The organism is Streptomyces sp. HNM0645, assembly GCF_030056615.1.
Classification (GTDB): domain Bacteria; phylum Actinomycetota; class Actinomycetes; order Streptomycetales; family Streptomycetaceae; genus Streptomyces; species Streptomyces marianii.
Genome location: NZ_JASHLT010000065.1, coordinates 1 through 25,772, shown reverse-complemented (window position 1 = coordinate 25,772; position 25,772 = coordinate 1). Strand labels below are relative to the sequence as shown.

The window sequence follows — 25,772 nt, the reverse complement described above, 5'->3', positions numbered from 1 at the left end:
GCCAGGGCATGTTTCGAAAGCAGCGTCGTCCGCAGACAGGGCGGGAGCGGGCCGGGAGGGACTTTCGCAACACGCCCTAGGGCCGCTGGAAACCGGCGTCCCCCAGGATCCTCTGCGCCTCGGGCGAGGCGAGCCACGCCACGAACTCCGCGGCCGCCTCGGCGTTCTTCGAGGTCTTCAGGGTGGCGGCCGGGTACTCGGCGACGGCGTTCTGCGCGTCGGGGATCTCGACGGCGTCGACCTTGCCCGGTGCGGTGGCGGCGTCGGTCCTGTAGACGAGCCCGGCGTCGGCCTCGCCGAGCTCGACCTTGCTCAGCACGGCCCGCACGTTGGGCTCCTGCGAGACCGGCTTCACCGTGATCTTCTGGGCGTCAAGGATCTTCCGGCTGTAGCGCCCGACCGGGACCTCGGGTGCCGCGAGCACGACCTTCAGTCCGGGATCGGCCAGGTCCTCGAGGCCGTCGATCCTGTCCGGATTGCCCTCGGCCGTGGCGATCACGAGCCGGTTCCTGGCGATGATCTCCGGCGTACCGGTGTCGGCCCTGAGCCCGTCCATGGTCTTGGTGTCGGCGGTGACCAGGGCGTCGGCCGGTGCGCCCTGCCTCACCTGCGCGGCGAGTTCCTGCGACCCGGCGAAGGAGAAGGTGATCCGCGTGCCGGGGTGGGACTTCTCGTAGGCGGCGCCGGCGGCCCTGAACACGTCGGTGAGGGAGGCGGCGGCCAGCACCGTGAGGTCTGCCGCGGAGTCGCCGGGGGCAAGCGGTGTGGCCCGGGTGCCGCTCTCGGAGTTCGCCGCGTCGTTGCCGCATGCGGCGAGCGGCACGAGGAGGGCTGCCGTCAGGAGTGCGGCGGCCGCGCGGTGTCGGGCGAGGGTGAGGGACATGAGGCTGGGGCTCCTCGGGCGGAGGCGGCGCGTCGGCCGTCGGTACGGGTCCTGCTGAGCCGGGGCGGCGACGCCGCCGTGGTGCGCGCGGATCAGGCGCGGTCGATGTGCACGCTGGTCGACTTCACACGGGCGGTGGCCTGCATGCCGACCTCGAGTTCCAGTTCCTCGACGGCCTCCCTGGTGAGCAGCGAGACCAGCCGGTGCGGCCCCGCCTGGATCTCCACCTGTGCCGCGACGTCGCCGAGTTTCACGGCGGTGACGATGCCGGGGAAAGCGTTGCGCGCGGAGGTGTACGAGGTGTCCTCCTCCACTCCGCCGGACTGTGCGAGCTCGATGGAGAAGGCGGCCAGATCCCGGCCGTCGATGAGGCGTCGCCCGCCTTCGTCGCGATGGGTCGCGATCCGGCCGGCGTCCGCCCAGCGGCGCGCGGTGTCGGGGCTGACGCCGAGCAGCCGCGCCGCCTGTCCGATGGTGTAGGACTGCATACGCGCCACGGTAGAGCTCTCAGCCTCTTATCTGCAAACCATTCGTGCGATGCAGAAGGCATGTGCGAGATGCATTGGAGAAACGAACGACGCGGCAGAACACGGCTCTCGGGGCTCCCCGGGCAGGACCGCCGGGCACCCGGAAGCGGCGGTGGCCCGAGCGATGACGTCACCGTCGGGCGACGTGGAGACCGGCGGCACCGCGGGTACGCTCCGGCCGACCGCCGACCGCCGACCGCCGACCGCCGATCGCGGGCAGCAGCCGTGTCGCGGGCCGCTGCGGGCCGTGCGGCTGCCGGTCCCGGGTGGCTGCCGCAGAGCTGCGGACTCAGGGGCGCGCGGGACTCACGCAGCGAGAGGGGCGTGGCCGTCCGGCACCGCCTCCTCGGGCGCGACCGGCTCGGGCGGCGTGCCGTCACCGAAGGGGGTTCCGCCCAGGGCCGCACGGTCGTGCGGCTCGAGCCAGTTCGACAGGTCCGGTCCGACCGGAACGATTGCGGTCGGATTGATATCGCGGTGCACCACGTAGTAGTGCCGTTTGATGTGGTCGAAGTCGACCGTGTCACCAAAACCCGGCGTCTGGAACAGGTCCCGTGCGTACGCCCACAGCACCGGCATCTCCGAGAGCTTCCGCCGGTTGCACTTGAAGTGGCCGTGGTAGACGGCGTCGAAGCGCACCAGTGTGGTGAACAGCCGTACGTCGGCCTCCGTGACCGTGTCGCCGACGAGGTAGCGCGACCGCTCCAGCCGGTCCGCGAGCCGGTCGAGGCGCGTGAACAGGCGCTCGTACGCGGCGTCGTACGCCTTCTGCGAGCCCGCGAACCCGGCCCGGTAGACCCCGTTGTTCACATCCTTGTAGACGGCCTCGTTCACCGCGTCGATCTCCGGGCGCAACGCGGCCGGGTACAGCGCGGGAGCGCCCGCGCGATGGTGCGCCGCCCACTCGAGGGACATGTCGATCGTGATCTGCGCGAAGTCGTTGGTGACCACCTTGCCGGTCGTCACATCGACGATCGCCGGGACGGTGACACCCCGGTCGTAGCCGGGGTCCCGGGCCAGGTACGCGTCCTGGAGCCGCTCGATGCCGAGGACCGGGTCGCGTCCGCCCGGGTCGAGGTCGAAGGTCCAGCTGCGCTCATCGTGCGTGGGCCCGGCGACGGCCATCGGCAGCGCCCGCTCCAGGCCGAGAAGCCTGCGCACGATCACCGCGCGACCGGCCCACGGGCAGGCGCGACTGACCACCAGGCGGTAGCGGCCCGCCTCCACCGGGAAGCCGTCGCGTCCGTCGGCGGTGATCCTCGTGGTGATGTACCGACTGTCCCGCGCGTATTCCCCGCCGGGGTTCACGTAGCTCATCTGATCGCACTACCCGTCAGCGGCCTTGACGAACGTCTGCGCGGTCTTCGGAAGGACGTGGCCGACGCATTCGAGTCCGCACCGGCCCGACCCGACGACCTCACCGCCCCACTCGCCCCCTCGGCGCACACCGCTCCCCCGCACATCGGGGTCGTGATGCGTCGACGGGATCCCCTGTGACGCGCCTGTGACAGTCGACGGACATCACGGTGAAGACAGGCCCGCAACCTTTTTGGAAAGAGGGCAAAACGCACTCTTCGGGCATATGCCCACTCTGCTTCCGAGGGTGTGAGCAGTGAGGACCGAGCCGATCTCGCCGGAGGAAATCCCATGAGCCTCACCCTCACCACCCCGGACGTCGAAACCCCCGCCCTGGCCCCGCGTGAGCGCGAGACTCTGCGACATATCGCCGCAGGGCGTACCTACGTTCAGACCGCCCGGCACATGGGCCTCTCCAAGCACACCGTCGACGCTTACCTCCGGCGGATCCGCGCCAAGCTCAACATCAACACCACCGCGGAACTCACCCGACTGGCGATCTCCCTCGGCCTGTGACGCCCCGAGGACGGCGCCCGGCCGCGACGGGGACGACGAACCAGGGGGCCGCACCTCCGCACCTCAGAGCTCTGCGGAACCGGTCGGGCCGTCCACCGCCAGAAGGTGCGGGCGCTTGGCGGTACGCCCGTCACCGGACGAGTGGCCGCGCAGGCGTCTGCCCAGCCAGGGGCCGAGGTACCCGGCGGCCCAGCGGAACTCCGCGGCGGCCGCCCGCCATCCGGCAGGGAGGGGAGCGGCCGGAGGGGGCAGGGCGCGCGTCCAGGTGTCGTCGCTGCCGGGCAGCGCGAGGGCCTGCGCCATGGCGGCGGCGATCCGCTGATGACCGAGGGGACTGGCGTGGAGCCGGTCCGGGCTCCACAGCCGCGGGTCGGCGACGACGGGATGGCGGCCGGTCTCGGCGACCACCACACCGTGGCGCCGGGCCGCGCGGCGAACGCCGTCGTTCAGGGCGGTCACACGGGAACCGAGCGGCCGGGCGAGCGGGATGACGCGTGCGATGTCGGGGAAGGTGAGGGTGGCGACGCGGGCACCCTCCGCGGTGAGCGCCGCGAACATCGCCTCGAGGTGACCGGTGACCTCGTCGGCGTCGAACCGCGGCCGCAGCAGGTCGTTGACCCCGGCGACGACGGTGACGAGATCGGGGCGCAGGGCGAGGGCCGGAGCGAGCTGCCCGGCACGGACCTCACCGGCCAGACGTCCCCGTACGGCCAGGTTCGCGTACCGCAGACCGGGGTGGTGCCGGGCGAGCTCCTCGGCGAGCCGGTCGGCCCATCCCCGGAGCCCGGAGACGTCGTCGCCGTCCCCCAGCCCCTCGGTCTGGCTGTCACCCAGCGCGACGTAGCGGAGCAGGCGCGGTTCGGCACCGGACATGGGAATCCCCTCCTCGCAATGCCCGTCCCCACGGGCAGACGAACGAGCGGGCTCAGCATAGTCATGAATGTGACTACGCACATTCATGACTACCACGGTGTCCGCGGGGAACGGCGGGCGTTTCGCGGATCCACGGGCGGGGGCCCGTGTGCACGCTGTGGACCGACTCACGGACCGGAGCACTGCGACGGGGGCTCGTCGTCGCGGTCCTGTGACGCGGGACCGTGCTGCGGCGGTGTCCCGTCGCGCCGCTCGGCGTCGCGGGCGTCGGCCTTCTCGGTGATGCGCAGGACGGCCCAGCAGCCGAGGGTGACGGCGCTGAGGGTCCAGGCGTTCTGCCAGACGAAGGGCCACCAGGGCGCCGCCGGTTGAGCGATTGCCTCGACGGCACTCAGGAGCAGGGCCGTGGCGAGTACGCCGCACAGGGCCAACTCGGCGACGCGTGGACCGCGGGTGCGGCCGGGGACTCCGTCCGGCGGGCCGTCTGTCTGCATGCGGTGGTTCCCCCGGTTCGCGCCCGTGCGGGTCTCGCTGTCGGCCGTGCGGGACCCGGCGGCCACCTGCGTACGCGGCTCGTTCCGGAACCCATGTGACGGATTGCCCGACGGAGACGGTGCAAACGGCGTCGTCGATCGCATCCGGTGTGAACTCGTGCGCATGTGTGCGACGGACGCGGTGATCGGCGTTCGCGCGGCCCGTCGTGCGGTCGCCGAGGCGGCGGAGCCCGTCACGGTCGCCCTGCGTCCGCCCACCTGCGGACGAGGACCGGTGAACGGCCGCCGGCCGGAAGGGGCACCATCGCGCTGCGCCCTTCCCGCCCGTGCGGGCCCCTCGGTCGCGCAGGACCCGCAGGGGCGGTAGGGACCGGGGGTCGAATCGACCGGCCTGCCCATGAGCAGCACGGGTGGCGACGCACGGCGGCGGGCTCCGCGGGGCGCACGGGGCGCGGGGCGTCGGCCCCTCGCTCCACGAGCCGACTCGGCTCGGCGGCCTTCCGGTTCCACGGCCGGCGAACCAGCGGCGTTCCCGCAGCCCGGTGGTGTTCGGAAGCCGCTTGTGTCAGAGCGCCCGACGCGCCTCGTCGACGGCACGATCGCGGAAGGGCCTGCGCAGATCACGCAGGTGGGCAAGGTCGTCGGGCGGCGGGGTGTCGGGTCGGTGGAAGAGCGGCGCCTGGTCGACGGCCGCCGCCGGGGCGTCGGTCAGATCGAAGCGCTCACGCAGCCGGTGGTAGAACTCCAGGGGCGCAAGGCGCGCCAGGTGCAGCCGGTACGGCGCACGGTAGGCGGCGACCCAGTCCCCGGGGTCCAGCACGCCGCGGTGCTGTCCGTCGATACTGACGGCCACCCGCCCCGAATGCGGCAGCACGCGCATCGCGATCGCTTCGTCGGCGGCGGCGACGACCGTCCTGCCGAAAGTCATGTGGGGAGCGACCGGCGTGAAGACGATGGCGTCGGTGGCCGGGTCCACCACCGGCCCTCCCGCTGCGAAGCTGTAGGCGGTGGAACCGGTGGGGGTGGCCACGATTACCGCGTCGGCCGAGTAGGAGGCGAGCAGCTGCCCCGCCAGATAGACGGCCACGCTCGCCTGCCGGTCGCGGGCGAGCTTCTCCAGGACGACGTCGTTCACCGCGGTGACGTCCAGCGCGACGCCCCAGTCCACCGCTTCCACCGTTTCAGGGCGCACGGCCGGGGCCGGGAGCACGGGACCGCGTCCGTAGCACAGCAGCGTGTCCAGGCCCACCGGCGTGCGGAGCGGGCGTGACGCACGCAGGGTCAGCACCATGCGTTCCTCGATCACGGCCTCGTCGCCGTGCAGGACGTCCAGGGCCTCCTCGACCTGGTCGGTGGTGATCTCGGTGAGGAAGCCGACCCGGCCCACGTTCACCCCCAGGACGGACGCGCCGTCCTTGGCCGCGATACGGGCGCCCCGCAGGAAGGTGCCGTCGCCCCCGAACGTGATGATCAGCTCCGGGTGGCCCGCGGCGTCGGCCTCCGCCTGCCCCCCGCGTCTCGGTTCCCCCTCCCGCCACACGTCGATGTCGGTGCAGCTCACGCCATGTGCGGCACACCATGCCCGAGCCGTCCGCGCCGCCGCGACGGCGGCGGGGCGGCCTTGGTGGACGACCAGTCCCAGCCGGTTCAAGGGCATCGTCTTCCACGCTAGACCGCTGGGTGCCGGCGCGCACAAGCACCAGCCGGGACGCCGGCGCGACGCGTGTTCTCCGGATCACGTTCGTCGACGAGGGCAGAGCGATCCTCCTGCGGCTCTGTGAGCGGATCGAGGCGGAACGGCCGTCGGATCTGGCGGGCCGGTACGGGCTCACTCACGCGTCGACCGAGGAATTCAACCTGCCGGACGCCGAGTTCGCGGCGGCCGGAAGTGAGATCGAAGCGGTGGTGGTCCGGGAGGAGATCGCCGAGAACTTCTGGTTCGTTGCGTCGGCGTAGGCTCGCGGGGGCGGACGTGGAGGAGTTGATCGCCACCAGGGACTGGTGAGCGGCCGGGCGGGCGGACCCGGCGACGCGCAGGGGGAGGCGGATCAGGCTCCCAGACCGAGAAGTGCCACCTCAAGGGGCAGCACGGGCCGTGCGGGGAGGGCCGGCGGCTCCCCACCGCGGCCGGTGTGCGTGGGGCGGACCGCACGCAGGGCGTCGATGCCGTCGGCGGCCCACTGCGCCCCGGTCGGCGGGAGCGACAGCGTCATCCGCCTGCCGTCGGCGAGCACGGTCTCCACCTTCGTCGGGTCCTTCTCCCCCATGACAGATCTCCTCCGTCGGCATCGCACGTCGCATCAAGGAACGTCGGTCTCCCCCGGCATGACGTTCGGGAGACGGAGGGAGTTCCCGAAATCCGCTGCCCACCCGCGGAGGTGGGGGCGCCGGTCCGCGCGGCGAGAAGGCCGACCGAGGAGAAACCTGCCTGTTAGAGGTGGCGAGGACGGGGCAGAGGGGATCGGGACGATCTTGGAATGAGCCGATCCCGAATGAGGTGAGCGCTGCACATGACGATACCCGTCCGGCGTCCGCGGTCCGCCGATCGAGCCGTCTTCAGCATGAGGCAGACGTTTCTGTGGTTCGCCCTGACAGGGGCCGTGCTCTGCGGGTGCGGCCTGATGCTCAAGTCGCTGGTGAAGGCAGCCGGTGTGGGCGGGGCGCTCGGAGGTGTCGTGCTGATCGGCACGGTCCTCGGGCTCCTCGGGCTGCGAGGTGCCGGCAGCGGGCGGCGGACCGTTCCGCACCCGGAGTCCGTACCGGACGAGCAGTGCGAGACCGGGCCGGTGACCGGTGCCGACCGGGCCGCTGAGGCAGCGGCACTGGCCGAGAGCGGCCGGGACTTCGCGGCGATGGACGCCGAGGCGTTCGAGCTGGCGATCGCCGCGCTGTGCGAGCGCGACGGCTGCACGGACGTCGAAGTGGTCGGTGGCAGCGGGGACCTCGGCGCCGATGTGCTGGCCGTCGCGCCGGACGGGCGGCGTGTGGTCATCCAGTGCAAGCGGTACGGGCCCGTCAACAAGGTCGGCTCGCAGGACATGCAGCGCTTCGGCGGCACCTGCTTCGCCGTGCACGAGGCGGACGTCGCCGCCGTGGTGACCACGGGTGGGTTCACCGGTCCCGCAGCGGACTACGCGGAGCAGTGCGGCATCCGCTGCCTGGATCAGACCGCTCTCACGGCATGGGCCGACGGCACGTCCCCCGCCCCGTGGCATGGCGGCAACCCCTGATGCACGCGGTGACGCGATCGCGGCGCGGGGTGCGGCGGCGTGACACCCCGGATCCCCTGCCGCGCCGTTGCGGTGGTGTCCGGCACACGGCCTCCTGTGGGTCCGTCGGCGGTGCCGCACCTCGCCCCGGCGTTGTCCGCCCGCCTGTGTGCGGGGACCGCCGTGCTCGGGCTCCGGCCCCGTGCCGTGCCCGTTCACGCTCCGCGGGACATCCGCGCCTTCCCCGGCCCGCGCGCCCTGAAGTCACCGCGTTCTTCCTGGAGTTTCGGGGCAAGCGAGGGACATGAATGCACGCGCATTGACATTCAGGAGCCGCACGATGGCACACCGCGCGGCACGCAGCGACGCGGTGGAGACCGGAGCACGCTGGGGGCTCGCGGCACGCGGGTTGATCTATCTGCTCATCGGTGTGCTCGCCCTGCAGGTGGCTTTCGGGTCGGACGGCGGCCGTGAGGCCGACCGCGGCGGCGCGCTGGAGGAACTGTCCGCTCAGCCCTTCGGCGCGGTTCTGCTGTGGGCCGTGGGGGGCGGTCTGATCGGCATGGCGCTCTGGCGGCTGTCGGAGGCGGCGCTCGGAGCGGCCGGCCCCGAGGGACGCAAGGCCCGCAAGCGCGCCCTGTCGGCGGCGCGTTGTGTCTTCTACGCATTCGCCGCCTACTCGGTGCTGGCCTTCGCCGTCGGCGAACGGGGCTCGGGTTCGAGCGACCAGCAGTCGCGGGACATCACCGCCCGGGCCCTCGAACTTCCGGCCGGCCAGTGGATCGTGGGTCTCGGCGGTGTCGGGATCGCTTGCGCGGGTGGGTGGATCGGTGTGCGTGCCGCTCTGCGGAAGTACCGCAGGCACCTCAGGACGGGGGCCATGGGCCGGCGGTCCCGGCAGGCCGTGGACGTGGCGGGCGTGGCCGGTGGCATCGCCCGGGGTCTGGTCTTCGCGGTGGCGGGGGGTTTCGCCGCTCGTGCGGCGATCACGTACGACCCGTCCGACGCGAAGGGGCTCGACGACACGCTCCGCACCTTCGCCACGACGGCCGCGGGTCCCTGGCTGCTGGTCGCGACGGCCACGGGGCTGGTCCTGTTCGGTGTCTTCTCGTTCCTGATGGCCCGGTGGCGCAGGGTCTGAGACCGGCCGGCCGCGCCCCGGCCCATGTCTGCGCCATCGGGACGGCGCCGTCGCGGAGGCTGCGGCGCCGTCGCGGAGCGGGCCCATGGCGACCACCGCGGGAACGCGCTACCCGACGTCTGACGGGCGCGGGTGGGTCTGCCCGTGCCATCCCGCGGGTGCGCGTGGTCGGGCCCGCGACCACCCGCACCGACGGCTCGAACACGCCATCCCACCGCACGCCGAACGGGCCCCGCCCCCGGCAGACGGCAGACGCCGGGGGCGGGGGCGGGGAGGTCAGCGCACGAGGTACAGGGTGAAGGAGCCGCCCTCCTCGGCGATGCGGCCGATGTGGGCGTGGCCGCGTGCGGTCCGGTAGACGCCCGTACCGCCGGTGACGGCCACGTCGAAGTCGCTGGGCGGGGTGCCCACGGGAGTGGTCTTGAGATGCTGCCAGGTCACCTGGCCGAGAGGGAGGCTGAACGTGCCGGTGCAGTGCGTGGTCGCGGGTGCCACCCGGGTGCAGACAGCGGCTTCGGTGCCGTAGCTCCGTCCGTTGCGGAAGAGATCGGCGGTGATGATGATCTGGTCGCCGAGCCCCGGTCCGGGGGTTCCGTTGTCGACCATCGTCGTTCCTGTGCCGGTCGACGTCAGACTGATGACCTGCACACGGGTCTGTGCCGCGGTGCGGTACGGGGCGGAGGGGTTGTCGGATGCGGAGACGGGGCTGACGAGGGCGGCGACCGACAATGCCGCGGCCGCCACCACGCCCCACTTGGGAAGGGAAAGCATGTTCTCCTCGCCTGATGCCGTCGGCTCCTCGGATGCGGCACAGAATCGCCTCCGGCCTGACGTGGATTCAATTCCGAAACACTGAGAATGTGCCCGTTCATCCGTCCGGCTGCCCGCGGTACAACCCCTTCCACCCCGGCACCGGCGGTCGCCCCGTGACGGCCCTGTCCCCCGTACGGCTGCGGCGAACGGACAGGCCTCGCCCTGGGGGACGGTGAGAGGGACCCGGTGCCGGGGTCCTCTCACCGTCCGGATGCCGTGTGTCAGTGGCTGCCGGAGAGTTCGCCGGTGAGCTTGCCGTGGAGGTCGGCGCTGGGGTCGTTCAGGCCGGTGATCTCGACGGTCTTGCCGCGCTGGGCGTACTTCGTCTCGATGGCGTCGAGGGCGGCGACGGAGGAGGCGTCCCAGACGTGTGCCGCGCTGAGGTCGATGACGACCCTGTCCGGATCACCCGCGTAGTCGAACTGGCCGACCAGGTCGTTGGAGGAGGCGAAGAACAGTTCCCCGGTGACCCGGTAGACCACCGTGGTGCCGTCGGGGTCGATCACGGCGGTGACCTCGGCGAGGTGGGCGACGCGCTTGGCGAAGATGACCATGGCGGTGACAGAGCCGACGACCACGCCGATGGCCAGGTTGTGGGTGGACACCACACAGGCGACGGTGATCGCCAAGACGGCGATCTCGCCGGCGGGCATCCGCTTGAGGGTCCTCGGCGCGATGGAGTGCCAGTCGAACGTCGCGAACGACACCATGATCATGACGGCGACCAGGGCGGCCATGGGGATGTCGGAGACGACCGGGCCGAAGACGATGCACAGCACCATCAGAAACGCGCCCGCGAGGAAGGTCGACAGGCGGGTTCTGGCCCCTGAGACCTTCACGTTGATCATCGTCTGGCCGATCATGGCGCAGCCGCCCATACCGCCGAAGAAGCCGGTGACGATGTTGGCGATGCCCTGGCCGATGGACTCCCGGGTCTTGCTTGAGTGGGTGTCGGTGATCTCGTCGACCAGCTTCGCGGTCATCAGCGACTCCATCAGCCCGACCAGCGCCATCGCGAACGCGTAGGGGGCGATCGTCGTCAGTGTGTCCAGGGTGAACGGCACGTCGGGCAGGCCCGGTACCGGCAGCGAGGACGGCAGGGCGCCCTTGTCGCCCACGGTCGGCACCGCGACGGCCGCGCCGACGGTGATCACGGTCAGGATGACGATCGACACGAGCGGCGCAGGGACCACGGTGGTGATCTTCGGGAAGAACACCATCATGGCGAGGCCGCCGACGACCAGCGGGTAGACCGCCCACGGCACGTCGGTCATCTCGGGGATCTGGGCCATGAAGATCAGAATGGCGAGCGCGTTGACGAAGCCGACCATCACCGAGCGCGGGATGAACCGCATCAGCCGGGCGACCCCGAGCGCTCCCAGGACGACCTGGAAGACGCCGGCGAGGATGACGGCGGCGACCAGGTAGCCCAGACCGTGCTCACGGTTGAGCGGGGCGATGACGAGGGCGACGGCGCCGGTCGCGGCCGAGATCATCGCCCGCCGGCCGCCGGCGATCGAGATCACCACGGCCATGGTGAACGAGGCGAACAGGCCGATCGCCGGGTCGACACCGGCAATGATCGAGAACGAGATCGCCTCGGGGATCAACGCGAGGGCGACGACCAGTCCCGCGAGGACCTCGGTGCGCCAGGCCTTCGGGTCGGCGATCCAGTCGGGCTTCAGGCCGCGCAGACGCGCGGCCGGGGGCAGAGCAGTGGAAGCGGAAGACAAGGGAGAAGGAACCTGTCGTGCTCGGGCACACCCCTACGGCAGGCCGGGGCGCGCGGGAGGATGCAGAGAAGCCGGGCCGGCACCCCGCAGGGCGGCTCCGCGCGATGCGGAGCCGGAGATCGAAGGAGGACGGAGCGGGGCCTGTGCGGCCTTGCCTCACGCCCGAGGGCGAAGCGTCACGGCGGGCAGGCGGCGGCGCCGGGCATCATGGGCTCGCGCACACTTCTCTCCTGCAGGAACTCGGATCCTCGCCGGGGGCGCCATCGGCCCCGACACGGCAGCGGCGAGGGAGCGGAAGGTCGCTCTCACCGCCAGCAACTCTACCCTAACGTTAGAGTAGGGATCGGCGGCGCCCTTCCGGGCCGAGACCGCCGACGGCGAGAAGGGCCGGAGGATCACGGGCGTGAACGGCAGGCACATGCAGATCGGCGAGGTCGCCGCGCGTACGGAGCTGTCCCTGCGCACGATCCGTCACTACGAGGAGAACGGCCTGGTCGTTCCCTCCGCCCGCTCCCAGGGCGGCTTCCGCCTCTACACCGAAGCCGACGTAGCCCGACTCATGGTCATCCGCCGTATGAAGCCGCTCGGTTTCACCCTGGAGCAGATGCGCGACCTGCTGGAAGCCACCGACCGCCTCGACGCCGGTACCGTCCTCGAGGCCGACGAGCGTGCAGCCCTCCTGCACCGCGTACGGAGGTACCAGCAGGCCGCCACCGAGCAGGTGGAGAAGCTGCGGGTCCAACTCGCCCGCGCCGAGGACTTCGCCGCCACCCTGGGCGCGCGCCTGGAGCAGAACGCCCCGGCGGCGTAGCGGGCGGAGTCCGGAGCGCGCCTGGCGGCTCTCGGTCAGGTCCCGAGGGTCGAGCGGGAGCGGCCCGTGCCCGTCCCGGCCGGTCACGTCCCCGCGGCCTCACCGCCCGTGGCGGAGGCCGCGGCACGGCTGCTTCAGGGCGGCGGACCACGGCCCGGTCGGGGCCCGGCTGCTGAGGGCGAACGGGCGGTGGACGCGTCGACCGCCCGTGGCGGCTCGCGGGCGCACCGGTGCACGCGTGTGCCGGGCGATGAGGGGCATACGGAGTCCAGGACCCCTCGGGAGGGACAACGATGGAAATCTCCGGCATCCTCAGCGCAATCGTGATCGGCGTCGTCATCGGTGTGCTCGGACGGCTCGTGCTGCCGGGGCGGCAGCGCATCGGCATCGTGTGGACGATCCTCGTCGGTATCGTCGCCGCACTGGTCGGTACGGCAGTCGCCGCGGCTCTCGGTGTCGCGGACACCGACGGCGTCGACTGGATCGAATGGCTCATCCAGATCGGCCTCGCCGCTGTCGGTGTCGCCGCCCTCGACCGTGCCAGGGCACTGCGCTGAGTTCGACTTCCGGACCCCACGCAGACGTGAGCCCCTGCGGTGCGATTCCGCAGGGGCTCACGTCTGCGTGGGGTCCGGTGACCGGTCACCGGGTGTTCGGTGGACGGACGGAGCCGGGGCGGCTCACGGCCGGATCTCGTACACGGCGTTGAAGCCGGTCTGCGCGGCCTTCCGGAACCGGGTGAAGCCGGCCTCCGTGGCGATCCGGCGGATCGCCGTCTCGCCGGCCTGGGCACCGAGGGCGTAGCCGCCAGGCTGGGACAGGCCGTTCGGCACGCAAAGGAACGTGGAACCGCTGTAGAACAGCCGTCCGACGGGGTTGAGGTTGTCCTCGATGCGGTCGGAGGCCGCGGGCTCGACGAGCAGCCAGGTGCCGTCGGGAGCCAGGGCCCGGCGCACCCGGCGCGCGGCGCCGACCGGGTCGCCCATGTCGTGGAGGCAGTCGAACATCGCCACGAGGTCGTATCCGGTACCGGTGAAGGTCTGCGCCGTGGCCACCTCGAAGGACACGCGGTCCGAGACACCCGCCTCGGCGGCCTTCTTACGGGCCAGCTCGACCGACCGGGTGTGGTAGTCGGAGCCGGAGACCGTGGTACGCGGGTAGGCCTCCGCGATGAGCAGCGACGTCGAGCCGAGGCCGCAGCCCAGGTCGGCGACCCTCCCGGCCGCGCTCAGCTTGGCGTCGATCCCGTCCAGCGCCGGAATCCACGTACGGACGAGTTCGGCCGCGTATCCGGGCCGGTAGAACGCGTCGCACCCGATGAAGACGTCTTCGTCGTGCTCGTGCCAGCCGACCCCCTCACCTGTCCGGAACGCCTCGGTGATCCGCTGCTCGGCCCGCAGGTAGCCCAGCACCACGCGGAACGCGGCAGCCAGATTGGGGCCCTCCGGGTCGGCGAGGCAGTACGCCTGCTCCTCGGTCAGCGAGAACGTCCCGGTCGCCGGGTCGTAGTCGACGTAGCCGCCCGCCGCCTGGCCGCACAGCCATTCGGTCAGGTAGCGCTGGTGGCATCCGGTGCGCTCGGCGAACTGCTCCGGGGTCGCCGGGCCGTCCGCGAGGGCCTGGTAGAGGCCGAGTCGGTGGCCGATCACCACGGAACCCGCGGCACCGGTGGCACCGAGGTCGCTCACGAACCGCTCCAGGAACGCCGTCACGTTGTCCTGATCCATCACTGACTCCTTCCTCCCGCGACCGGCCGGTCCGGCCACGCCAGAAAGCCTCGGCGCGTCGCCTGTCACGGCCCTCGCACGGACTATCGTCGTGCTAACAGGCGCGTCCCGGTTCCCGGGCTCCGTGCTCGTGACCGGGCTCCGTGCTCGTGACCGGTTCGGCCGCGGCCTGCTCGTCGTGACCGATCCGCCGGCGAACCGCTCGTCCTCGCTGCCCGGTCGTGCTCCCCCGTCCCCTCCCGTCTTCTTCCGTCTTCTTCCGCTTCTCGTCCTCGTTCCGGGGGTCCCATGGCAGTCGGGTGTCCGCCGCCGTCGGTCCGGGTGGAGTTGCTCGGGCCCCTGCGGCTCCTCGTCGACGGCACCGGGGTGGACGTACCCGGGCCGAAACGGCGGGCCGTGCTCGCACTGCTCGCCCTCGCCGAAAGCCGGACCGTCACCGTCGACCGCCTCGTGGACGCGCTGTGGCCCTCGCGGGTACCCGATTCCGGCCGCCAGGCCCTGCACAACCACGTCTCCCGGCTACGCGGGCACCTCGGCGCCGCCTCGGACCGGCTCGAGACCCGGCACGACGGCTACCGGCTCGTCCTCGGGGACGGCGAACTCGATCTGGCCCAGGCCCGTGCGCTCTTCGCGGCGGCACAGCACGACGGGAGGGGCGGGTACGCACTGCTCCGCCAGGCACACGAGCTGTGGCGGGGTCCCGTCCTGGCCGACCTCACCGACGTCGGACCGATCGCGGCCGCGGTCGAGGAGTGCGCACGGCTGCGGCAGGACGTGACCGACGCCCTGATCGCACGGGCCGTCGCCGCGGGCCGGGCCGAAGAGGTCGTCGGCCTGGCGGCCGCGTCCTGGGCCGCCGATCCCCTGCGCGAGCCCGCCGTCCTGCTCCTCATGCGGGCCCTCGCAGCGACCGGACAGGCGCCCCGGGCGTTGCAAACCGCCCGGGAGTACCGGCGGCGGCTGATCGACGAGACCGGGCTCGACCCCTCCCCCGCGTTGGACGTGACCGAACACGACATCCTCACGGGCGCCGTGCCCCTCGCGGAGACGGCGCACCCCCAGGAAACGGCGCCCCTCGCGGAGACGCCCGCACCGGAGACGCCCGCACCGCCCCCGACGCCGCGCGCCGCGCCCCCGGCAACCGTCGACGCGCCGTCCAGGCCCGCACGGCAAACCGGAGAACCGGTCGGAGCACCGGAGCGACCGGACTCGCAGCCGCGGCCCGGCAGGTCGGTGCCACCGGGCTCATCGGCGGCACCCGCCTCACCGGGCCGGGCGGTCATCCCTCTGATCGGCCGCGAACCGCAGCTCAGGGCCCTGCGGGAACTGCTCGCGACCGAGCGGCTCGTCACTCTCGTCGGGCCCGGCGGTGTCGGGAAGACGCGGCTCGCGCTGGAGGTCGCGCGGCAGAACGGCGCGGTGGCGGTGCTGCGCCTCGCGCCGGTCACCGACTCCGCCGCCCTTGCGCACGCTCTGGCCACGGCGCTCAATCTGAAGGTCGACCGGGGTGACGTGCTCTCCGCCTGCCTCGCAGTGCTGGCCGACCACCCCGGCCTCCTCGTGGTCGACAACTGCGAGCACCTGCTCGACGGCGTCCGCGACGCCGTCGACACGATCCTCACCGCCTGCCCCGGGACCACCCTGCTGGCGACCAGCCGTGAGCCTCTCGGCCTGCCGGTGGAGCACCTCTACCGGCTGGCACCCCTCACCCTTCCCCGGCCCGGTGACGACCCCGCGCAGGTCCCGTCGTCCGCACTGTTCCTGGAGCGGGCCCGCCGTGTCCGGCCCGGCCCGCCGCCCTCCGAGGAGGACCTGCGGACGGTCGCCGGGATCGTGCGCAGGCTCGACGGGATGCCGCTGGCCATCGAACTCGCGGCAGGCCGGCTGTCGACGTTCTCCCTCACCGACCTGCAGCGCCGGCTCGAACGCTCGCTCGATCTGCTCGCCGGGGGCACGTCGAGCGCCGATCGCAGGCACCGCACGCTGCGGGCCACGCTCGAGTGGTCGTACGAGCTCCTGACACCGGACGAGCAGCGGCTCTTCAGACATCTGGCGGTCTTCCCCGACGGTGTCGACCCCGACACCGCCGAAAGGGTCGCCGACGACCTGGGCCTCGGCGGCGACCCGGGAGCCGCACTCGCCCGGCTCGTCGACGCCTCCATGATCGAAGCCTCGTTCGAAGGCGCCACCCGCTACCGGATGCTGCAGACACTACGGGCGTTCGCCCTGGACCGGCTCGCGGCAGCCGGGGAGGACGGCGCCGCGGCAGGCCGGCTGCTGGCCTGGGCCCGCACGCTGACCGCGTGGATCGGACGGACCCTGGACTCCGGTGGGGAGAGCGAGGCCGACAACGCGCTCCGCCGGGAACTCCCCAACCTCCGGGCCGCCTGGCGACTTGCCCGGGCCCGGGGGGCCGTGGACGACGCCGCGGCCGTCGTCACCGCCCTTTACGACGCCGTCACGTACCGCGACCTGGTCGAGATCCGGGACTGGGCGGTGGAACTGGCCGCGGACGACGCACTCGACGGCCACCCCCTGGCCGGCGAGGTATTCGGAACGGCGGCCGAGGCCACCTACCACCGCGGGGAGTACCGTCGGGCCGATCTGCTCGCCCGCACCGGGCTGGAACGGACGACGGGAACCACGGGGACATGGCGCTGCCTGTCGGTCCTGTCGGTGGCCGACCTGGCCCGTGGAGCGTACGAGGACGTGGTCGAGCACTCCCTCGCCGCTCTCGCGCTCGTCGGCCCGCAACGGGAGAACCTGGGGATCGCGGCCCTGGCCACGGCCTACGCGGGCGATCTGGACCAGGCGCGTCACCTGAACGAGAGGGGCCTGGCCGGTGCGGTGTCACCCTCGATGCAGGCGTGGGGGGCCTATGTCGCCGGGGAGATCGACAGTCTGGCGGGCCACAACGACGCGGCGGAGGAGCGGTACGTACGCGCCGTCGAACTGGCCCGTGCTTCGGGGGCGACGTTCCTCGTCGGTGTCGCGACGGTGGGACTGCTGTCGTTGCGTGCCCGTACGGGCCGGGTGCACGAGGCGCTGGGCGGTTACCGCGAGGTCATCGACTACTTCGCCCGCAACGGCAACTGGACCCATCTCTGGGTCACTCTGCGCAACCTCGCCGGGCTTCTCCGCCGGCTCGGCGACGAGGAGACCGCGGCACTGATCGAGACGGCTGCGGACGGGGCTCCGGACGCGCCCGCCGTGGAGGATGCCGGAAGGCCCGCAGCGCACCCGGGGGACGGCGGACCGCGAGAGGGGCCCGTCACACCCGGAATCCCGCTCCGCGGCGCTCCCGCCGTCGGCCGGGCGGCGGTGCTGGACGCGGCCCGTGGAGCGATCGAGCGGAACCTGTCCGGGGCGGCGCGGCCGTGAAGCGACGGCACCGGCGTCCCGGTGGGCCGGTCGTGCGTACGCGGTGGTCGTCCTCGTCGGCGCTCCCGCGCAACCGTACGCCGTCCCGGCGGGCGCGTCAGCAGTCGCTCCCGCCCCGGCCACCGTCCCGGCCCCCTCCCCCCGCCACTCGCACCGTGTCCGCCGCGCGCGCCGCATCTCCCGCATCCGCCGTGTCCGGCACGTCTCCCACGTCCTCCGCATCGATGAACGACTCGTCACGGACCCAGGCCGTGAAGCGCTCCCGCCCCAGGAGCGCCATGAGCTCCGCCGTCTGGGTCCGCTGGGCCGCCAGCGCACGCACCTTGCGGTCCGCCGTACCGGCGTCCAGCACCACGTCGACCGCCAGCTCACGGTCGGGGGTGAGCACCGGAAGGCCCGGCGGAAAGATGCCCAGGCGTTCGTTCAGCGGTGCCCAGCGCGGGCCCCGCCGCTCGGCGAACGCGGCGTACAGCAGCCTCGCCCCGCCCGGGGCGGCCTGCCCGAACGCCGCCGTGGTCCACGCCGAGACCGCCCGGTGGTCCGGATGGCCGGTGATGCCGTCCGGGCCGAAGGTGAGCACGGTGTCGGGCCGTACGCGTTCGATGATGCTCCGCAGCCGCGCCACCGCGCGTGGACCGGGCACCGCCGCGCACTGCCCGTCCGGATGACCGAGCCAGTGGTGCTCGTGCACTCCGAGGATCGCGAGGCAGTCCGCCAGTTCGAGCGTACGGGCCGCGGCCAGCCGGTCGGGCGGCCACATGTCCGGGTGCTCCGTGCCGTGCTCGCCGCGGGTCGCGGTCACGCACACCACGCGCGATCCGCGGTCGCGGGCCAGCGCCATCAACCCGCCGGAGAGGTACGCCTCGTCGTCCGGGTGCGCCCAGACTCCGAGAACCGTTCCCAGTCCGGCGATGTCCGTCGCGGACTCGATCGTGGTCATGACCGCTTCTCCTCCCTGACGAGGACCGTCCTGACGAGGACCGTGTGGACGGCCCAGGCGGCTCCGCAGCAGACGACGGCGACCGTCCAGAGCCGCGCCGCTCCCACCGCGTCGACGATGAGTCCGCCCAGCAGCGAACCGGCCGCGGACCCGAGGTGGACGGCGCCGCTGTGCAGCGCCAGCAGCAGCGTCGGCGTGGCCGTGCCCAGGCCGATGAGCCGGTGCTGCTGCGCGGGGACGAACCCCCACACCGCCACTCCCCAGCCGGCCACGGCGACCGCCGCGCCCGCCGCCGTCGCCGCCGTGTGCGGAAGCACCGCGAAGGCGGCGGCGGAGACGACCAGGGCCGGCCCCACCACGCGGCCCGGGCCCCGCCGGTCGGCCGCCGAGCCGCCCCACCAGGTCCCCGCCACGCCCGCGAGGCCGAACACCGCGATGAACAGCCCGCTCCCCATGGGTACGACCGCTTCGGCCAGCAGCTGGGGGAGATAGGTGTACGTGCTGTACGAGGCGGTCATCAGCAGGAACGTCACCATGAGCGTGGCGGCGACGGCCGGGGACCCCAGCGGCCGGAGCCGTGCCCGCACCGCCGCACGGCAACGGGGGGCCTGCCCCGGGTCACGACGCGGGAGGAGCGGCCGGTGACGGGAGAACTGCCCTGGCCGCTGCTGCCGTTGGTGAGGGGGCACCTGTTGCCGGCCGGGGTGCCCGGCGCCCCTGGGACACGGCGCCTCGCCGCCGGGCGCGGGAGGTTCCCCGGACTCGGGCGGGCGCGGTACGTCGCGGGTGAGCAGCAGGCCGGTGACGACAGCGGCCAGGACGGCCGGCAGGGCGAACGAAGCCCGCCAGGACAGCATCGACGCCAGCAGGACTCCGGCAGGCGCCCCGAGCACCGTCGCGGCCGACATACAGCCGACGATCGTGCCGAGCGCGCGCCCTCGATGGCTCGTCGGCATGACGGCTGCGGCGGCCGCGGCCGCCGCCGGCACATAGGCCGACGCGGCAAGCGCTCCCAGCAGCCGCGCCGCGAGAAGGGCGGGAAGCGCCGGCGCCAGGGCCGCCGATACGTTCAGCACCGCGAAAGCCGCCGAGGAAACGACCAGGACGCGGCGCGGCGGCCGCGCGGAGAGCGGCGGAGCGAGCAGGACCGCACCGACCGCGTACGTCAGTGCGAACACCGTCACGACCAGTCCCGCGCCGCCGACGGTGACACCGAGGTCCGTCGCGATGTCACCGAGCACTCCGGCCACGACGAACATGTCGGTACCGATCGCGAAGACACCTGTTCCCAGGACCGCGACGGTGCGCCGTGCGGCGCGGGGCCGTCGCAGTCCGGGCACTGCCCGCTCCCGCACTGCGGTGCCGGTCACTCCGTCGCCCATGCCGTCCTCCAGGTCCGTCCCCCATCGTCCGGGCACGGACTGGCAGCGCCCTACCGCGGCGCTGTCACGGTGCGCGGCCCCGGCCGTCCGGCGGTGGGAACCGGAGGCGGGCACGCACGCGTCGCCGATCACGACCGGGCCGTGCAGGGGCGACGGCCGACGGAGGCGATCCGGCGGAGAGCGGGGACCGGGCTGTGGCGGGCGAGAGCGACCGGGTGGGAACGAGGACCGGGAGGGTGTGCCGGTGGGCCTCTCCGCGACGCGGCGGGACACGGCGGACACCCCTGCCCGGGGGCGGGGCGCGGTGCCGGAGCGGAGTGCGGTCCCGGGACGCGGTGCCGGTTCTGGTGTCCGTGCTCCTCGCCTGCCTGCTGGCGTTCCACTCGGCGGTGCCCGACCTGGCCGGCCGGCCGGGCAGTCTCCTCGAGACGTTCCTCCCCTGGCTCGCAGCGGTCTTCCCGGCGCTGCTGGTCGTGGCGTTGCTCCGCCGCTCGCCCGCGGCCGCGTGCGCCGTGCTGCTGCCGGTGACGGCATGGGCCTGCGTCTTCGGCGACCGGCTGCTTCCGCCGCCCGGCACGGCCGGTGACGATCTCACGGCTGTCACGCACAACATCAGCGACGAGAACCCCGATCCGGCGGCGGCGGCGCGCGGGCTCGCCGCGAGCGGGGCCGGTCTCATCGCCCTGCAGGAGGTGACCGGTGCGGCCCTGCCGGAGCTCACGGCGGCGCTGGAGCCGCGCTATCCGCACCACGCGGTCGTGGGAACGGTGGGTCTGTGGTCGGTGCACCCGCTCACCGACGTACGCCGGGTCGACATCAGACCGCGGGGGATCGCCGAGGGCTGGGACCGGGGGCTGAGGGCGACGGTCCGGCTCCCCCGGCACGGGGACGTGGCGGTGTACGTCGCCCATCTGCCCTCGGTCCGCCTCGGCTGGGACCGGGGCTTCGGCACGGCGCACCGCGACGAGAGCGCACGTCTGCTCGGTGCGGCACTGTCGGCCGAGCCGCTGGAGCGGACGGTCCTGCTCGGAGATCTCAACGGCACGGTGGACGACCGCGGTCTGGACCCGGTTCTCGCGCGGCTGAGTCCGCCGCGTTCGGGCATGGCCTTCAGCTGGCCGACGTCCTTTCCCGTGGCCCGGATCGACCAGATCGTGGCGCGCGACGCCACGGTGGCGGAGGTGTGGTCGCTGCCCGCGACGGGCAGCGACCATCTGCCCGTCGCCGCCCGCATCGGCTTCTGAGTGCTGCGACCGTACCTCGACGGTGACACGGCGGTCTCGGTCTCCCACGCGGACGCACACCGCCGCAGGGCGCCGAGGCCGCCGGCTGTTGCGGCCGTCTCCCCACGAAGGTCAACTCATCGCAAGTCAACGCCAGGGCGCGTTCCCACCACGGATCCGCACCGACGCAAGGACGGGCGCCCAGCAGCGGGAATGCGGCACAACACCGCAGTGTCCGCGGCGGTTGGCGGTCCCCCGCACCCGGTCGCGCCCTCGAACTCAAGGACGGTGTCACGACCACATGCCCCGAACCCGGGGCGAACGGCGTACCCTGCATCACAACATTCCCGCCACCGGCATCAGGTACAGCCGCGTCAGGAGAGCACCATGACATCGACGCCCACCGCAACACACAGCATCGAAGCGACAACCGCGCTGCTGCAGGCGGAGCTTCCCGAGCTGGAGGAGCAGCAGATCACACTGCAGAAGGAACTCGCCGCGGTCTCCGAGCGATTGGAGACGGTGCGTGCGGCTCTGGCGGCGCTCAGCGCGCTGTCGGCGACGGTGGTCCCCGCGCCGCGCGCCGCCGAGCCGGTCGCCGAGACCCCCGTCGCCGAGGAGGTGCCGGCCAAGCCCCTCACGGACGTCGCCGCGGCGGCCGGGGAGCCCGTCACCGGGTCGGCCGTCCCGGATGACACGGGTGAACTGCCCCCCGCGGTCGAGGACGGGACTGCGACGAAGTCCGGCCGTCCTCGTGCTTCCCGCAAGAGCGCCGCCGCCTCGAAGCCGTCCAAGGCGAAGAGGCCGGCCGCTTCCGCCTCCCGGCGCCGTCCGGCGAAGAAGGCGCCCACCACACCGGCCAAGTCCGTGAAGGCGAAGGCGAAGGCGAAGACCGCGAGCACGGCGAAGAAGTCGGCGGCGAGCACGGCACCGGCCGAGGCAGCACCGGAGTCCGGCGGTCTGACCGAGCAGGTCATCGCAGTGCTGACCCGTCACGCGGACACCGCGCTGCGAGCCCGGGACGTGGCCCAGGCGCTCGGTCGCGACAACAGCGCCGGGAACATCAACACCGTGCGCAGCACCCTCGACCGGCTGGTCGCCACCTCACGCGCCCACCGCGCGGGCCGCGGCCTCTACCAGTCGCCCACCGGCTGAACCCTTCGCCGCACCGGACGCGTTCCCCCTGTCGCCCCGCCGCACCTCGCCCCGGAGTGCGGCCGTGCGGTGCGGGGCCGTCCGGAGGCGGTGAGGNGCGCCCACCGCGCGGGCCGCGGCCTCTACCAGTCGCCCACCGGCTGAACCCTTCGCCGCACCGGACGCGTTCCCCCTGTCGCCCCGCCGCACCTCGCCCCGGAGTGCGGCCGTGCGGTGCGGGGCCGTCCGGAGGCGGTGAGGGGCGTGACGCCGTGACGGCGCCTCCTTCGACGGACTCCGGTCGTCGACCCGGCCCGATGTCTCCTGATCACGTCCGGAGACTCCACGCGACGCGGGCCGCACGCTCGGAAGCCGCACCGCGGGAAACCGCCCCGTGGCCCCCGCGCAGGGGGAACGCACGCAGGGGGCCGGCCGCTACGGAGTCTCCTCGGCGGCCGGAGTGCGAAGAGCGAGGAGGGCGATGTCGTCATGGCCGTCGCTCGGGTGGTTGTCGGCCAGCGTCGTGACGTACTGCTCCAGGGGGAGCGCTGCGTGGGTGACGGCGAGTTCGGCGAGGTCCTGGAGACTGCGGTCGATGGGGTGGTCGGGGTGTTCCACGAGCCCGTCGGTGAAGAAGACCACGGTGGCGCCCGGGGGCACGGGGTGGGTGTGGTCGGGGCGGGGCAGTGAGGTGTCGACGCCGAGAGGCACTCCGGGGTCGGCGTACAGGTACCGGGCCTGCCCGTCGGGGGTGACCAGCAGCGGCGGAAGATGACCCGCCGAACTCCAGTGCAGCCGCCACGCCGGACCGTCGGGCTCGATACGGGCCAGGCTGGTGGTGGTGACGGGGTTGTCGGTGATGGCCTGCAGGGTCAGGTCCAGTTGGGCGAGTACGGCACTCGGCGGGGTGCGCCGGTCGAAGAGCAGGGCGCGCAGCATGTTGCGGGTCTGGGCCATGGCGGCCGCCGCGTGCAGATCGTGGCCGACCACATCGCCGATGACGACGGCGACGGCGTCGTCCGGCAGCATGATGGCGTCGTACCAGTCACCGCCGACGGAGTTCGGTTCGGTGGCGGGCCGGTAGACGGCGGCGGCGTCGAACGGGCTCAAGTCGGACAGTCGAGGCAGCAGGAGACGCTGGAACTGCTCGGCCCGGGCGCGGAGCTGCTCGAACAGCCGGGCGCTTTCGATCGCGATGCCGGCGGCGCTCGCCAGGGCGACGACGATGTTCTCGTCGTGGGCGTCGAAGGGCCGTCCGTCGCGCCGCTCGGACAGATACAGGTCGCCGTAGATCTCGCCGCGGACGCTGATGGCGACGCCGAGCAGGGTCCGCAGGCGGGGATGGCCCGGCGGGAAGCCGACCGAGGAGGGGTGGGAGGCGATGTCGTCGGCGCGCAGCGGCTGGGGGTGGTGGATGAGGTGGCCGAGGACGCCCCGGCCACGGGGGAAGTCGACTCCCGCCAGGTCGGCTCGCTCCTGTTCGGACAGGCCGGCGGTGATGAACTGCTCCAGATACCCGCCCGACTCGTGCAGCACGCCGAGTGCGCCGTAGCGGGCGCCCACGAGGTCCATGGCAGTGGTGACGATACGGCGGAGCACCGCGGGCAGCTCCACCTCCCGGCTGATGGCCAGCACCGCGTCGAGCAGGCCCTCGATCCGGTCCTTGGCCCAGGCCAGCTCCTGGAACTGCTCGGCGATCCGGCCGAGTTCGGGGACGGTGTAACCGTCGGCGCCGGGGGACGGCGGATGTCCGTCGCCGGGCTCCGGTGGCTCCTGCCCGTCCATCACGACGGCCCGGTGGGCTGGACCCGGCCGGAGCGGCCGACCCGACGGCCGGGGCCCGGTCCCCGTCGCGGCCCCGGCTCGGGCACGAGGACCGGCTCGGGCACGGCCGGACGTCCCTGAGGCACCGGATGCCTGCGCACCGCGTCGGCGGTGGTCGGTGCGGGGCTCATGCGAGGTGGTGTCCTTCGTCGTGCCGCGGGCATCCTGGCCCTGCGGGTGGCCGGCTGCGGAATCCTCTCAGCGTGACACGGTCCATCGGTGCGGACTGCCCATTACTCCTTACGCGGCATGCCCGCCCGGCCGTGACGGCCTCCTGGGGGCACGGCCCGCGAGCGCACCCGTTCGGCTCCCAGTGCCCGGAAGCCGTGCCCGGCGCGGCCCTGCCGGGCACGGAGCCGGCAGGGCCGCGCGGGCCGGAACCTCAGCCGTAACGACGCAGCTCGTGGAAGAAGTCGTCGACGACGTGCAGTTGACCGGCGCGTTGCGTCTCGTCGTACACGTACTTGCCAACGGCCAGATCGAGCACCCCGAGGCCGAAGGGCGAGAAGACCACCGGCCGGTCGTCAGGCACCTGTACCTTGCCGGTCATGACGTCGGCGAGCGTGCCGGCGAGGAAGTCCCGGCTGCCGGTGAGCTGCTCGACCAGGTGCGGGGAGGTGTCGGCCTTGAGGCAGTGCTCGACGTCGTCGACGAAGTTGGCCGAGGCGAGAAGGATCTCGGGGGCGAGGTCCCGCAGGGAGACGTGCAGCACGAGCGGGTTGTGGCTGAACCAGGACGGGTCGGTGACGTGCGGCTTGGCGGCGATGGTGGCGAAGACGACCATGTCGCTGGAGCGGATGAGCTCCTCGGGGTCCTGGTGGACGGTGACCGTGCCGGGGGTGCCGGTCTGCCGGAGGTATCCGGCGAACCCGGCGGCGCTGTCGGCCGACAGGTCGTGGACGCCGATCTCGTCGAAGGACCAGCCGGTGCCGGCGAGGAAGGTGTGGATGTAGCGGGCGATCAGGCCGGCGCCGAAGAACCCGACCCGCGCCGGGCGTTGGGGCAGGGCGCGGCCGAGCCGGTCGGCGGCGAGCGCCGCCATCGCGGCGGTCCTGGTCGCGCTGATGATGGAGCTCTCCAGGCAGGCGAAGGGGTAGCCGGTGTCGTGGTCGTTGAGGATCAGTACGGCCGAGGCCCGGGGGATGCCGGCCGCGACGTTGTCGGGGAAACTGGAGATCCATTTGAGGCCGTCCACGCGGACCTGACCGCCGATCGAGGCCGGCAGCGCGATGATCCGGGAGTTGGGGCGGTCGGGGAACCTGAGGAAGTACGAGGGCGGGTTCACCGAGTCGCCCGCGGCGTGCAGTCGGTACGTCGCCTCGACGAGGTCGGTGATCTGCTTCTCGCGATTGTGCAGGGCGCTGCGGACCTGAGCGCCGGAGATCACGGCGAACGGCGGCACGGCGGTCGGCTGGGACATGGAGGACTCCCGGGAGAAGGAACTGCTGTTGGGTACGGTCGCGGTGGTGGACGGTTTCGGCCGGGGCGCGGTGGCGGCTGTGGCCGGGTGGCCCGAACCGGTCGGGCCCCCGGGGGCACCGGAGGCGGGAGAGGTCATGGCACGACCGGCCCGCCCGCCGACGGGATGTCGGTGGGCTGCTGCGGGTCCGCCATGCCGACGAGGATCTCGCGGGGGCCTTCGTAGGGCTCGCGGCTGTGGGCGGTGCGGATGTTGTCGACGAGCATGAGGTCGCCGGTCTGCCAGGGTTCGCGGGCCGTGTGGGCCTCGTAGACCTCGTTGAGGGTCTGGACGACGTCCTCGCCGACGGGGTCGCCGTTGCCGTAGCGGGTGTTGAACGGCAGGC

General features: G+C 72.9%; 23 protein-coding genes and 1 pseudogene. 9 read left to right on the top strand and 15 right to left on the bottom strand.

Annotated elements, in window-relative coordinates:
• Positions 1–76: 76 nt before the first annotated feature.
• The 3 genes from modA to QMZ92_RS32505 all read right to left on the bottom strand — a co-directional run bounded on the left by modA (position 77) and on the right by QMZ92_RS32505 (position 2,727).
• Positions 77–883: a molybdate ABC transporter substrate-binding protein gene (gene modA / locus QMZ92_RS32515; protein ID WP_283301166.1), complete on the bottom strand. Its 807-nt coding sequence runs from the start codon at positions 881–883 to the stop codon at positions 77–79.
• Between the two features lie 92 nt (positions 884–975).
• Entirely contained in the window at positions 976–1,371 is a 396-nt protein-coding gene (locus QMZ92_RS32510; RefSeq protein ID WP_138056985.1) for a TOBE domain-containing protein, read from the bottom strand.
• A gap of 345 nt (positions 1,372–1,716) precedes the next feature.
• Positions 1,717–2,727, bottom strand: a complete 1,011-nt coding sequence (locus QMZ92_RS32505) for a glutathione S-transferase family protein (protein WP_283301165.1) — start codon at positions 2,725–2,727, stop codon at positions 1,717–1,719.
• 330 nt (positions 2,728–3,057) lie between these two features.
• On the opposite strand from QMZ92_RS32505, the gene QMZ92_RS32500 reads away from it, so the two are divergent.
• Complete coding sequence (locus tag QMZ92_RS32500; RefSeq protein ID WP_269732062.1) at positions 3,058–3,282, top strand: response regulator transcription factor; 225 nt, start codon at positions 3,058–3,060, stop codon at positions 3,280–3,282.
• Between the two features lie 63 nt (positions 3,283–3,345).
• Here QMZ92_RS32500 and QMZ92_RS32495 read toward each other — a convergent pair whose 3' ends face one another.
• The 3 genes from QMZ92_RS32495 to QMZ92_RS32485 all read right to left on the bottom strand — a co-directional run bounded on the left by QMZ92_RS32495 (position 3,346) and on the right by QMZ92_RS32485 (position 6,306).
• Positions 3,346–4,155, bottom strand: coding sequence for an SGNH/GDSL hydrolase family protein (locus tag QMZ92_RS32495; RefSeq protein WP_283301164.1), 810 nt, complete (start codon positions 4,153–4,155; stop codon positions 3,346–3,348).
• A gap of 167 nt (positions 4,156–4,322) precedes the next feature.
• On the bottom strand, positions 4,323–4,649 hold the full coding sequence (locus tag QMZ92_RS32490) for a hypothetical protein (protein WP_283301163.1): 327 nt from the start codon (positions 4,647–4,649) through the stop codon (positions 4,323–4,325).
• A gap of 565 nt (positions 4,650–5,214) precedes the next feature.
• Entirely contained in the window at positions 5,215–6,306 is a 1,092-nt protein-coding gene (locus QMZ92_RS32485) for an NAD(+)/NADH kinase (protein WP_283301162.1), read from the bottom strand.
• 19 nt (positions 6,307–6,325) lie between these two features.
• Here QMZ92_RS32485 and QMZ92_RS32480 point away from each other — a divergent pair.
• Positions 6,326–6,654, top strand: a pseudogene (locus QMZ92_RS32480) (DUF5713 family protein).
• Positions 6,655–6,697: 43 nt separating this feature from the next.
• Here QMZ92_RS32480 and QMZ92_RS32475 read toward each other — a convergent pair.
• Positions 6,698–6,916, bottom strand: coding sequence for a hypothetical protein (locus QMZ92_RS32475; protein WP_283301161.1), 219 nt, complete (start codon positions 6,914–6,916; stop codon positions 6,698–6,700).
• Between the two features lie 243 nt (positions 6,917–7,159).
• On the opposite strand from QMZ92_RS32475, the gene QMZ92_RS32470 reads away from it, so the two are divergent.
• Complete coding sequence (locus tag QMZ92_RS32470) at positions 7,160–7,879, top strand: restriction endonuclease (RefSeq protein WP_283301160.1); 720 nt, start codon at positions 7,160–7,162, stop codon at positions 7,877–7,879.
• Between the two features lie 319 nt (positions 7,880–8,198).
• Positions 8,199–8,999, top strand: a complete 801-nt coding sequence (locus tag QMZ92_RS32465) for a DUF1206 domain-containing protein (protein WP_283301159.1) — start codon at positions 8,199–8,201, stop codon at positions 8,997–8,999.
• Positions 9,000–9,275: 276 nt separating this feature from the next.
• On the opposite strand, the gene QMZ92_RS32460 is transcribed toward QMZ92_RS32465, so the two are convergent.
• Positions 9,276–9,770 (bottom strand): hypothetical protein, encoded by a 495-nt coding sequence (locus QMZ92_RS32460; RefSeq protein WP_283301158.1) that lies wholly within the window; start codon positions 9,768–9,770, stop codon positions 9,276–9,278.
• A 263-nt stretch (positions 9,771–10,033) separates the two neighbouring features.
• Positions 10,034–11,524 (bottom strand): SulP family inorganic anion transporter, encoded by a 1,491-nt coding sequence (locus QMZ92_RS32455; protein WP_283301179.1) that lies wholly within the window; start codon positions 11,522–11,524, stop codon positions 10,034–10,036.
• Between the two features lie 424 nt (positions 11,525–11,948).
• On the opposite strand from QMZ92_RS32455, the gene QMZ92_RS32450 reads away from it, so the two are divergent.
• Positions 11,949–12,356 carry a MerR family transcriptional regulator gene (locus QMZ92_RS32450; protein WP_283301157.1) on the top strand — a complete coding sequence of 136 codons (408 nt, stop codon included), beginning with the start codon at positions 11,949–11,951 and terminating at the stop codon, positions 12,354–12,356.
• Positions 12,357–12,649: 293 nt separating this feature from the next.
• Positions 12,650–12,913 carry a GlsB/YeaQ/YmgE family stress response membrane protein gene (locus QMZ92_RS32445; RefSeq protein WP_283301156.1) on the top strand — a complete coding sequence of 88 codons (264 nt, stop codon included), beginning with the start codon at positions 12,650–12,652 and terminating at the stop codon, positions 12,911–12,913.
• A 123-nt stretch (positions 12,914–13,036) separates the two neighbouring features.
• Here the strand turns inward: QMZ92_RS32445 and QMZ92_RS32440 are convergent, their stop codons facing one another.
• Positions 13,037–14,083, bottom strand: coding sequence for a class I SAM-dependent methyltransferase (locus tag QMZ92_RS32440; protein WP_283301155.1), 1,047 nt, complete (start codon positions 14,081–14,083; stop codon positions 13,037–13,039).
• 288 nt (positions 14,084–14,371) lie between these two features.
• Between QMZ92_RS32440 and QMZ92_RS32435 the strand changes: the two genes are divergently transcribed.
• Positions 14,372–17,464 carry an AfsR/SARP family transcriptional regulator gene (locus tag QMZ92_RS32435; RefSeq protein ID WP_283301154.1) on the top strand — a complete coding sequence of 1,031 codons (3,093 nt, stop codon included), beginning with the start codon at positions 14,372–14,374 and terminating at the stop codon, positions 17,462–17,464.
• A 97-nt stretch (positions 17,465–17,561) separates the two neighbouring features.
• On the opposite strand, the gene QMZ92_RS32430 is transcribed toward QMZ92_RS32435, so the two are convergent.
• A complete protein-coding gene (locus tag QMZ92_RS32430; RefSeq protein WP_283301153.1) occupies positions 17,562–18,404 on the bottom strand; it encodes a PIG-L deacetylase family protein in 843 nt (280 codons plus the stop codon).
• Positions 18,401–19,786, bottom strand: a complete 1,386-nt coding sequence (locus tag QMZ92_RS32425; RefSeq protein WP_283301152.1) for an MFS transporter — start codon at positions 19,784–19,786, stop codon at positions 18,401–18,403. Before QMZ92_RS32425 ends, QMZ92_RS32430 begins: the two co-directional genes overlap by 4 nt.
• Before the next feature lie 344 nt (positions 19,787–20,130).
• Between QMZ92_RS32425 and QMZ92_RS32420 the strand changes: the two genes are divergently transcribed.
• Entirely contained in the window at positions 20,131–21,030 is a 900-nt protein-coding gene (locus QMZ92_RS32420) for an endonuclease/exonuclease/phosphatase family protein (RefSeq protein ID WP_283301177.1), read from the top strand.
• A gap of 366 nt (positions 21,031–21,396) precedes the next feature.
• Positions 21,397–22,164, top strand: coding sequence for a hypothetical protein (locus QMZ92_RS32415; RefSeq protein WP_283301151.1), 768 nt, complete (start codon positions 21,397–21,399; stop codon positions 22,162–22,164).
• A gap of 414 nt (positions 22,165–22,578) precedes the next feature.
• Here the strand turns inward: QMZ92_RS32415 and QMZ92_RS32410 are convergent, their stop codons facing one another.
• The 3 genes from QMZ92_RS32410 to QMZ92_RS32400 form a co-directional block, all read right to left on the bottom strand.
• Positions 22,579–23,928: a PP2C family protein-serine/threonine phosphatase gene (locus QMZ92_RS32410; RefSeq protein ID WP_283301176.1), complete on the bottom strand. Its 1,350-nt coding sequence runs from the start codon at positions 23,926–23,928 to the stop codon at positions 22,579–22,581.
• A 421-nt stretch (positions 23,929–24,349) separates the two neighbouring features.
• Entirely contained in the window at positions 24,350–25,387 is a 1,038-nt protein-coding gene (gene sbnB / locus QMZ92_RS32405; RefSeq protein WP_283301150.1) for a 2,3-diaminopropionate biosynthesis protein SbnB, read from the bottom strand.
• 134 nt (positions 25,388–25,521) lie between these two features.
• A partial coding sequence (locus QMZ92_RS32400; RefSeq protein WP_283301149.1) for a TauD/TfdA family dioxygenase occupies positions 25,522–25,772 on the bottom strand: 251 nt, incomplete at its 5' end.

Coding starts and splice junctions, on each gene's coding strand:
- modA (WP_283301166.1), bottom strand. CDS start 883: ATGTCCCTCACCCTCGCCCGACACCGCGCGGCCGCCGCACTCCTGACG.
- QMZ92_RS32435 (WP_283301154.1), top strand. CDS start 14,372: ATGGCAGTCGGGTGTCCGCCGCCGTCGGTCCGGGTGGAGTTGCTCGGG.
- QMZ92_RS32505 (WP_283301165.1), bottom strand. CDS start 2,727: ATGAGCTACGTGAACCCCGGCGGGGAATACGCGCGGGACAGTCGGTAC.
- QMZ92_RS32445 (WP_283301156.1), top strand. CDS start 12,650: ATGGAAATCTCCGGCATCCTCAGCGCAATCGTGATCGGCGTCGTCATC.
- sbnB (WP_283301150.1), bottom strand. CDS start 25,387: ATGTCCCAGCCGACCGCCGTGCCGCCGTTCGCCGTGATCTCCGGCGCT.
- QMZ92_RS32415 (WP_283301151.1), top strand. CDS start 21,397: ATGACATCGACGCCCACCGCAACACACAGCATCGAAGCGACAACCGCG.
- QMZ92_RS32495 (WP_283301164.1), bottom strand. CDS start 4,155: ATGTCCGGTGCCGAACCGCGCCTGCTCCGCTACGTCGCGCTGGGTGAC.
- QMZ92_RS32465 (WP_283301159.1), top strand. CDS start 8,199: ATGGCACACCGCGCGGCACGCAGCGACGCGGTGGAGACCGGAGCACGC.
- QMZ92_RS32425 (WP_283301152.1), bottom strand. CDS start 19,786: ATGGGCGACGGAGTGACCGGCACCGCAGTGCGGGAGCGGGCAGTGCCC.
- QMZ92_RS32485 (WP_283301162.1), bottom strand. CDS start 6,306: ATGCCCTTGAACCGGCTGGGACTGGTCGTCCACCAAGGCCGCCCCGCC.
- QMZ92_RS32430 (WP_283301153.1), bottom strand. CDS start 18,404: ATGACCACGATCGAGTCCGCGACGGACATCGCCGGACTGGGAACGGTT.
- QMZ92_RS32440 (WP_283301155.1), bottom strand. CDS start 14,083: ATGGATCAGGACAACGTGACGGCGTTCCTGGAGCGGTTCGTGAGCGAC.
- QMZ92_RS32500 (WP_269732062.1), top strand. CDS start 3,058: ATGAGCCTCACCCTCACCACCCCGGACGTCGAAACCCCCGCCCTGGCC.
- QMZ92_RS32510 (WP_138056985.1), bottom strand. CDS start 1,371: ATGCAGTCCTACACCATCGGACAGGCGGCGCGGCTGCTCGGCGTCAGC.
- QMZ92_RS32490 (WP_283301163.1), bottom strand. CDS start 4,649: ATGCAGACAGACGGCCCGCCGGACGGAGTCCCCGGCCGCACCCGCGGT.
- QMZ92_RS32410 (WP_283301176.1), bottom strand. CDS start 23,928: ATGGACGGGCAGGAGCCACCGGAGCCCGGCGACGGACATCCGCCGTCC.
- QMZ92_RS32475 (WP_283301161.1), bottom strand. CDS start 6,916: ATGGGGGAGAAGGACCCGACGAAGGTGGAGACCGTGCTCGCCGACGGC.
- QMZ92_RS32470 (WP_283301160.1), top strand. CDS start 7,160: ATGACGATACCCGTCCGGCGTCCGCGGTCCGCCGATCGAGCCGTCTTC.
- QMZ92_RS32460 (WP_283301158.1), bottom strand. CDS start 9,770: ATGCTTTCCCTTCCCAAGTGGGGCGTGGTGGCGGCCGCGGCATTGTCG.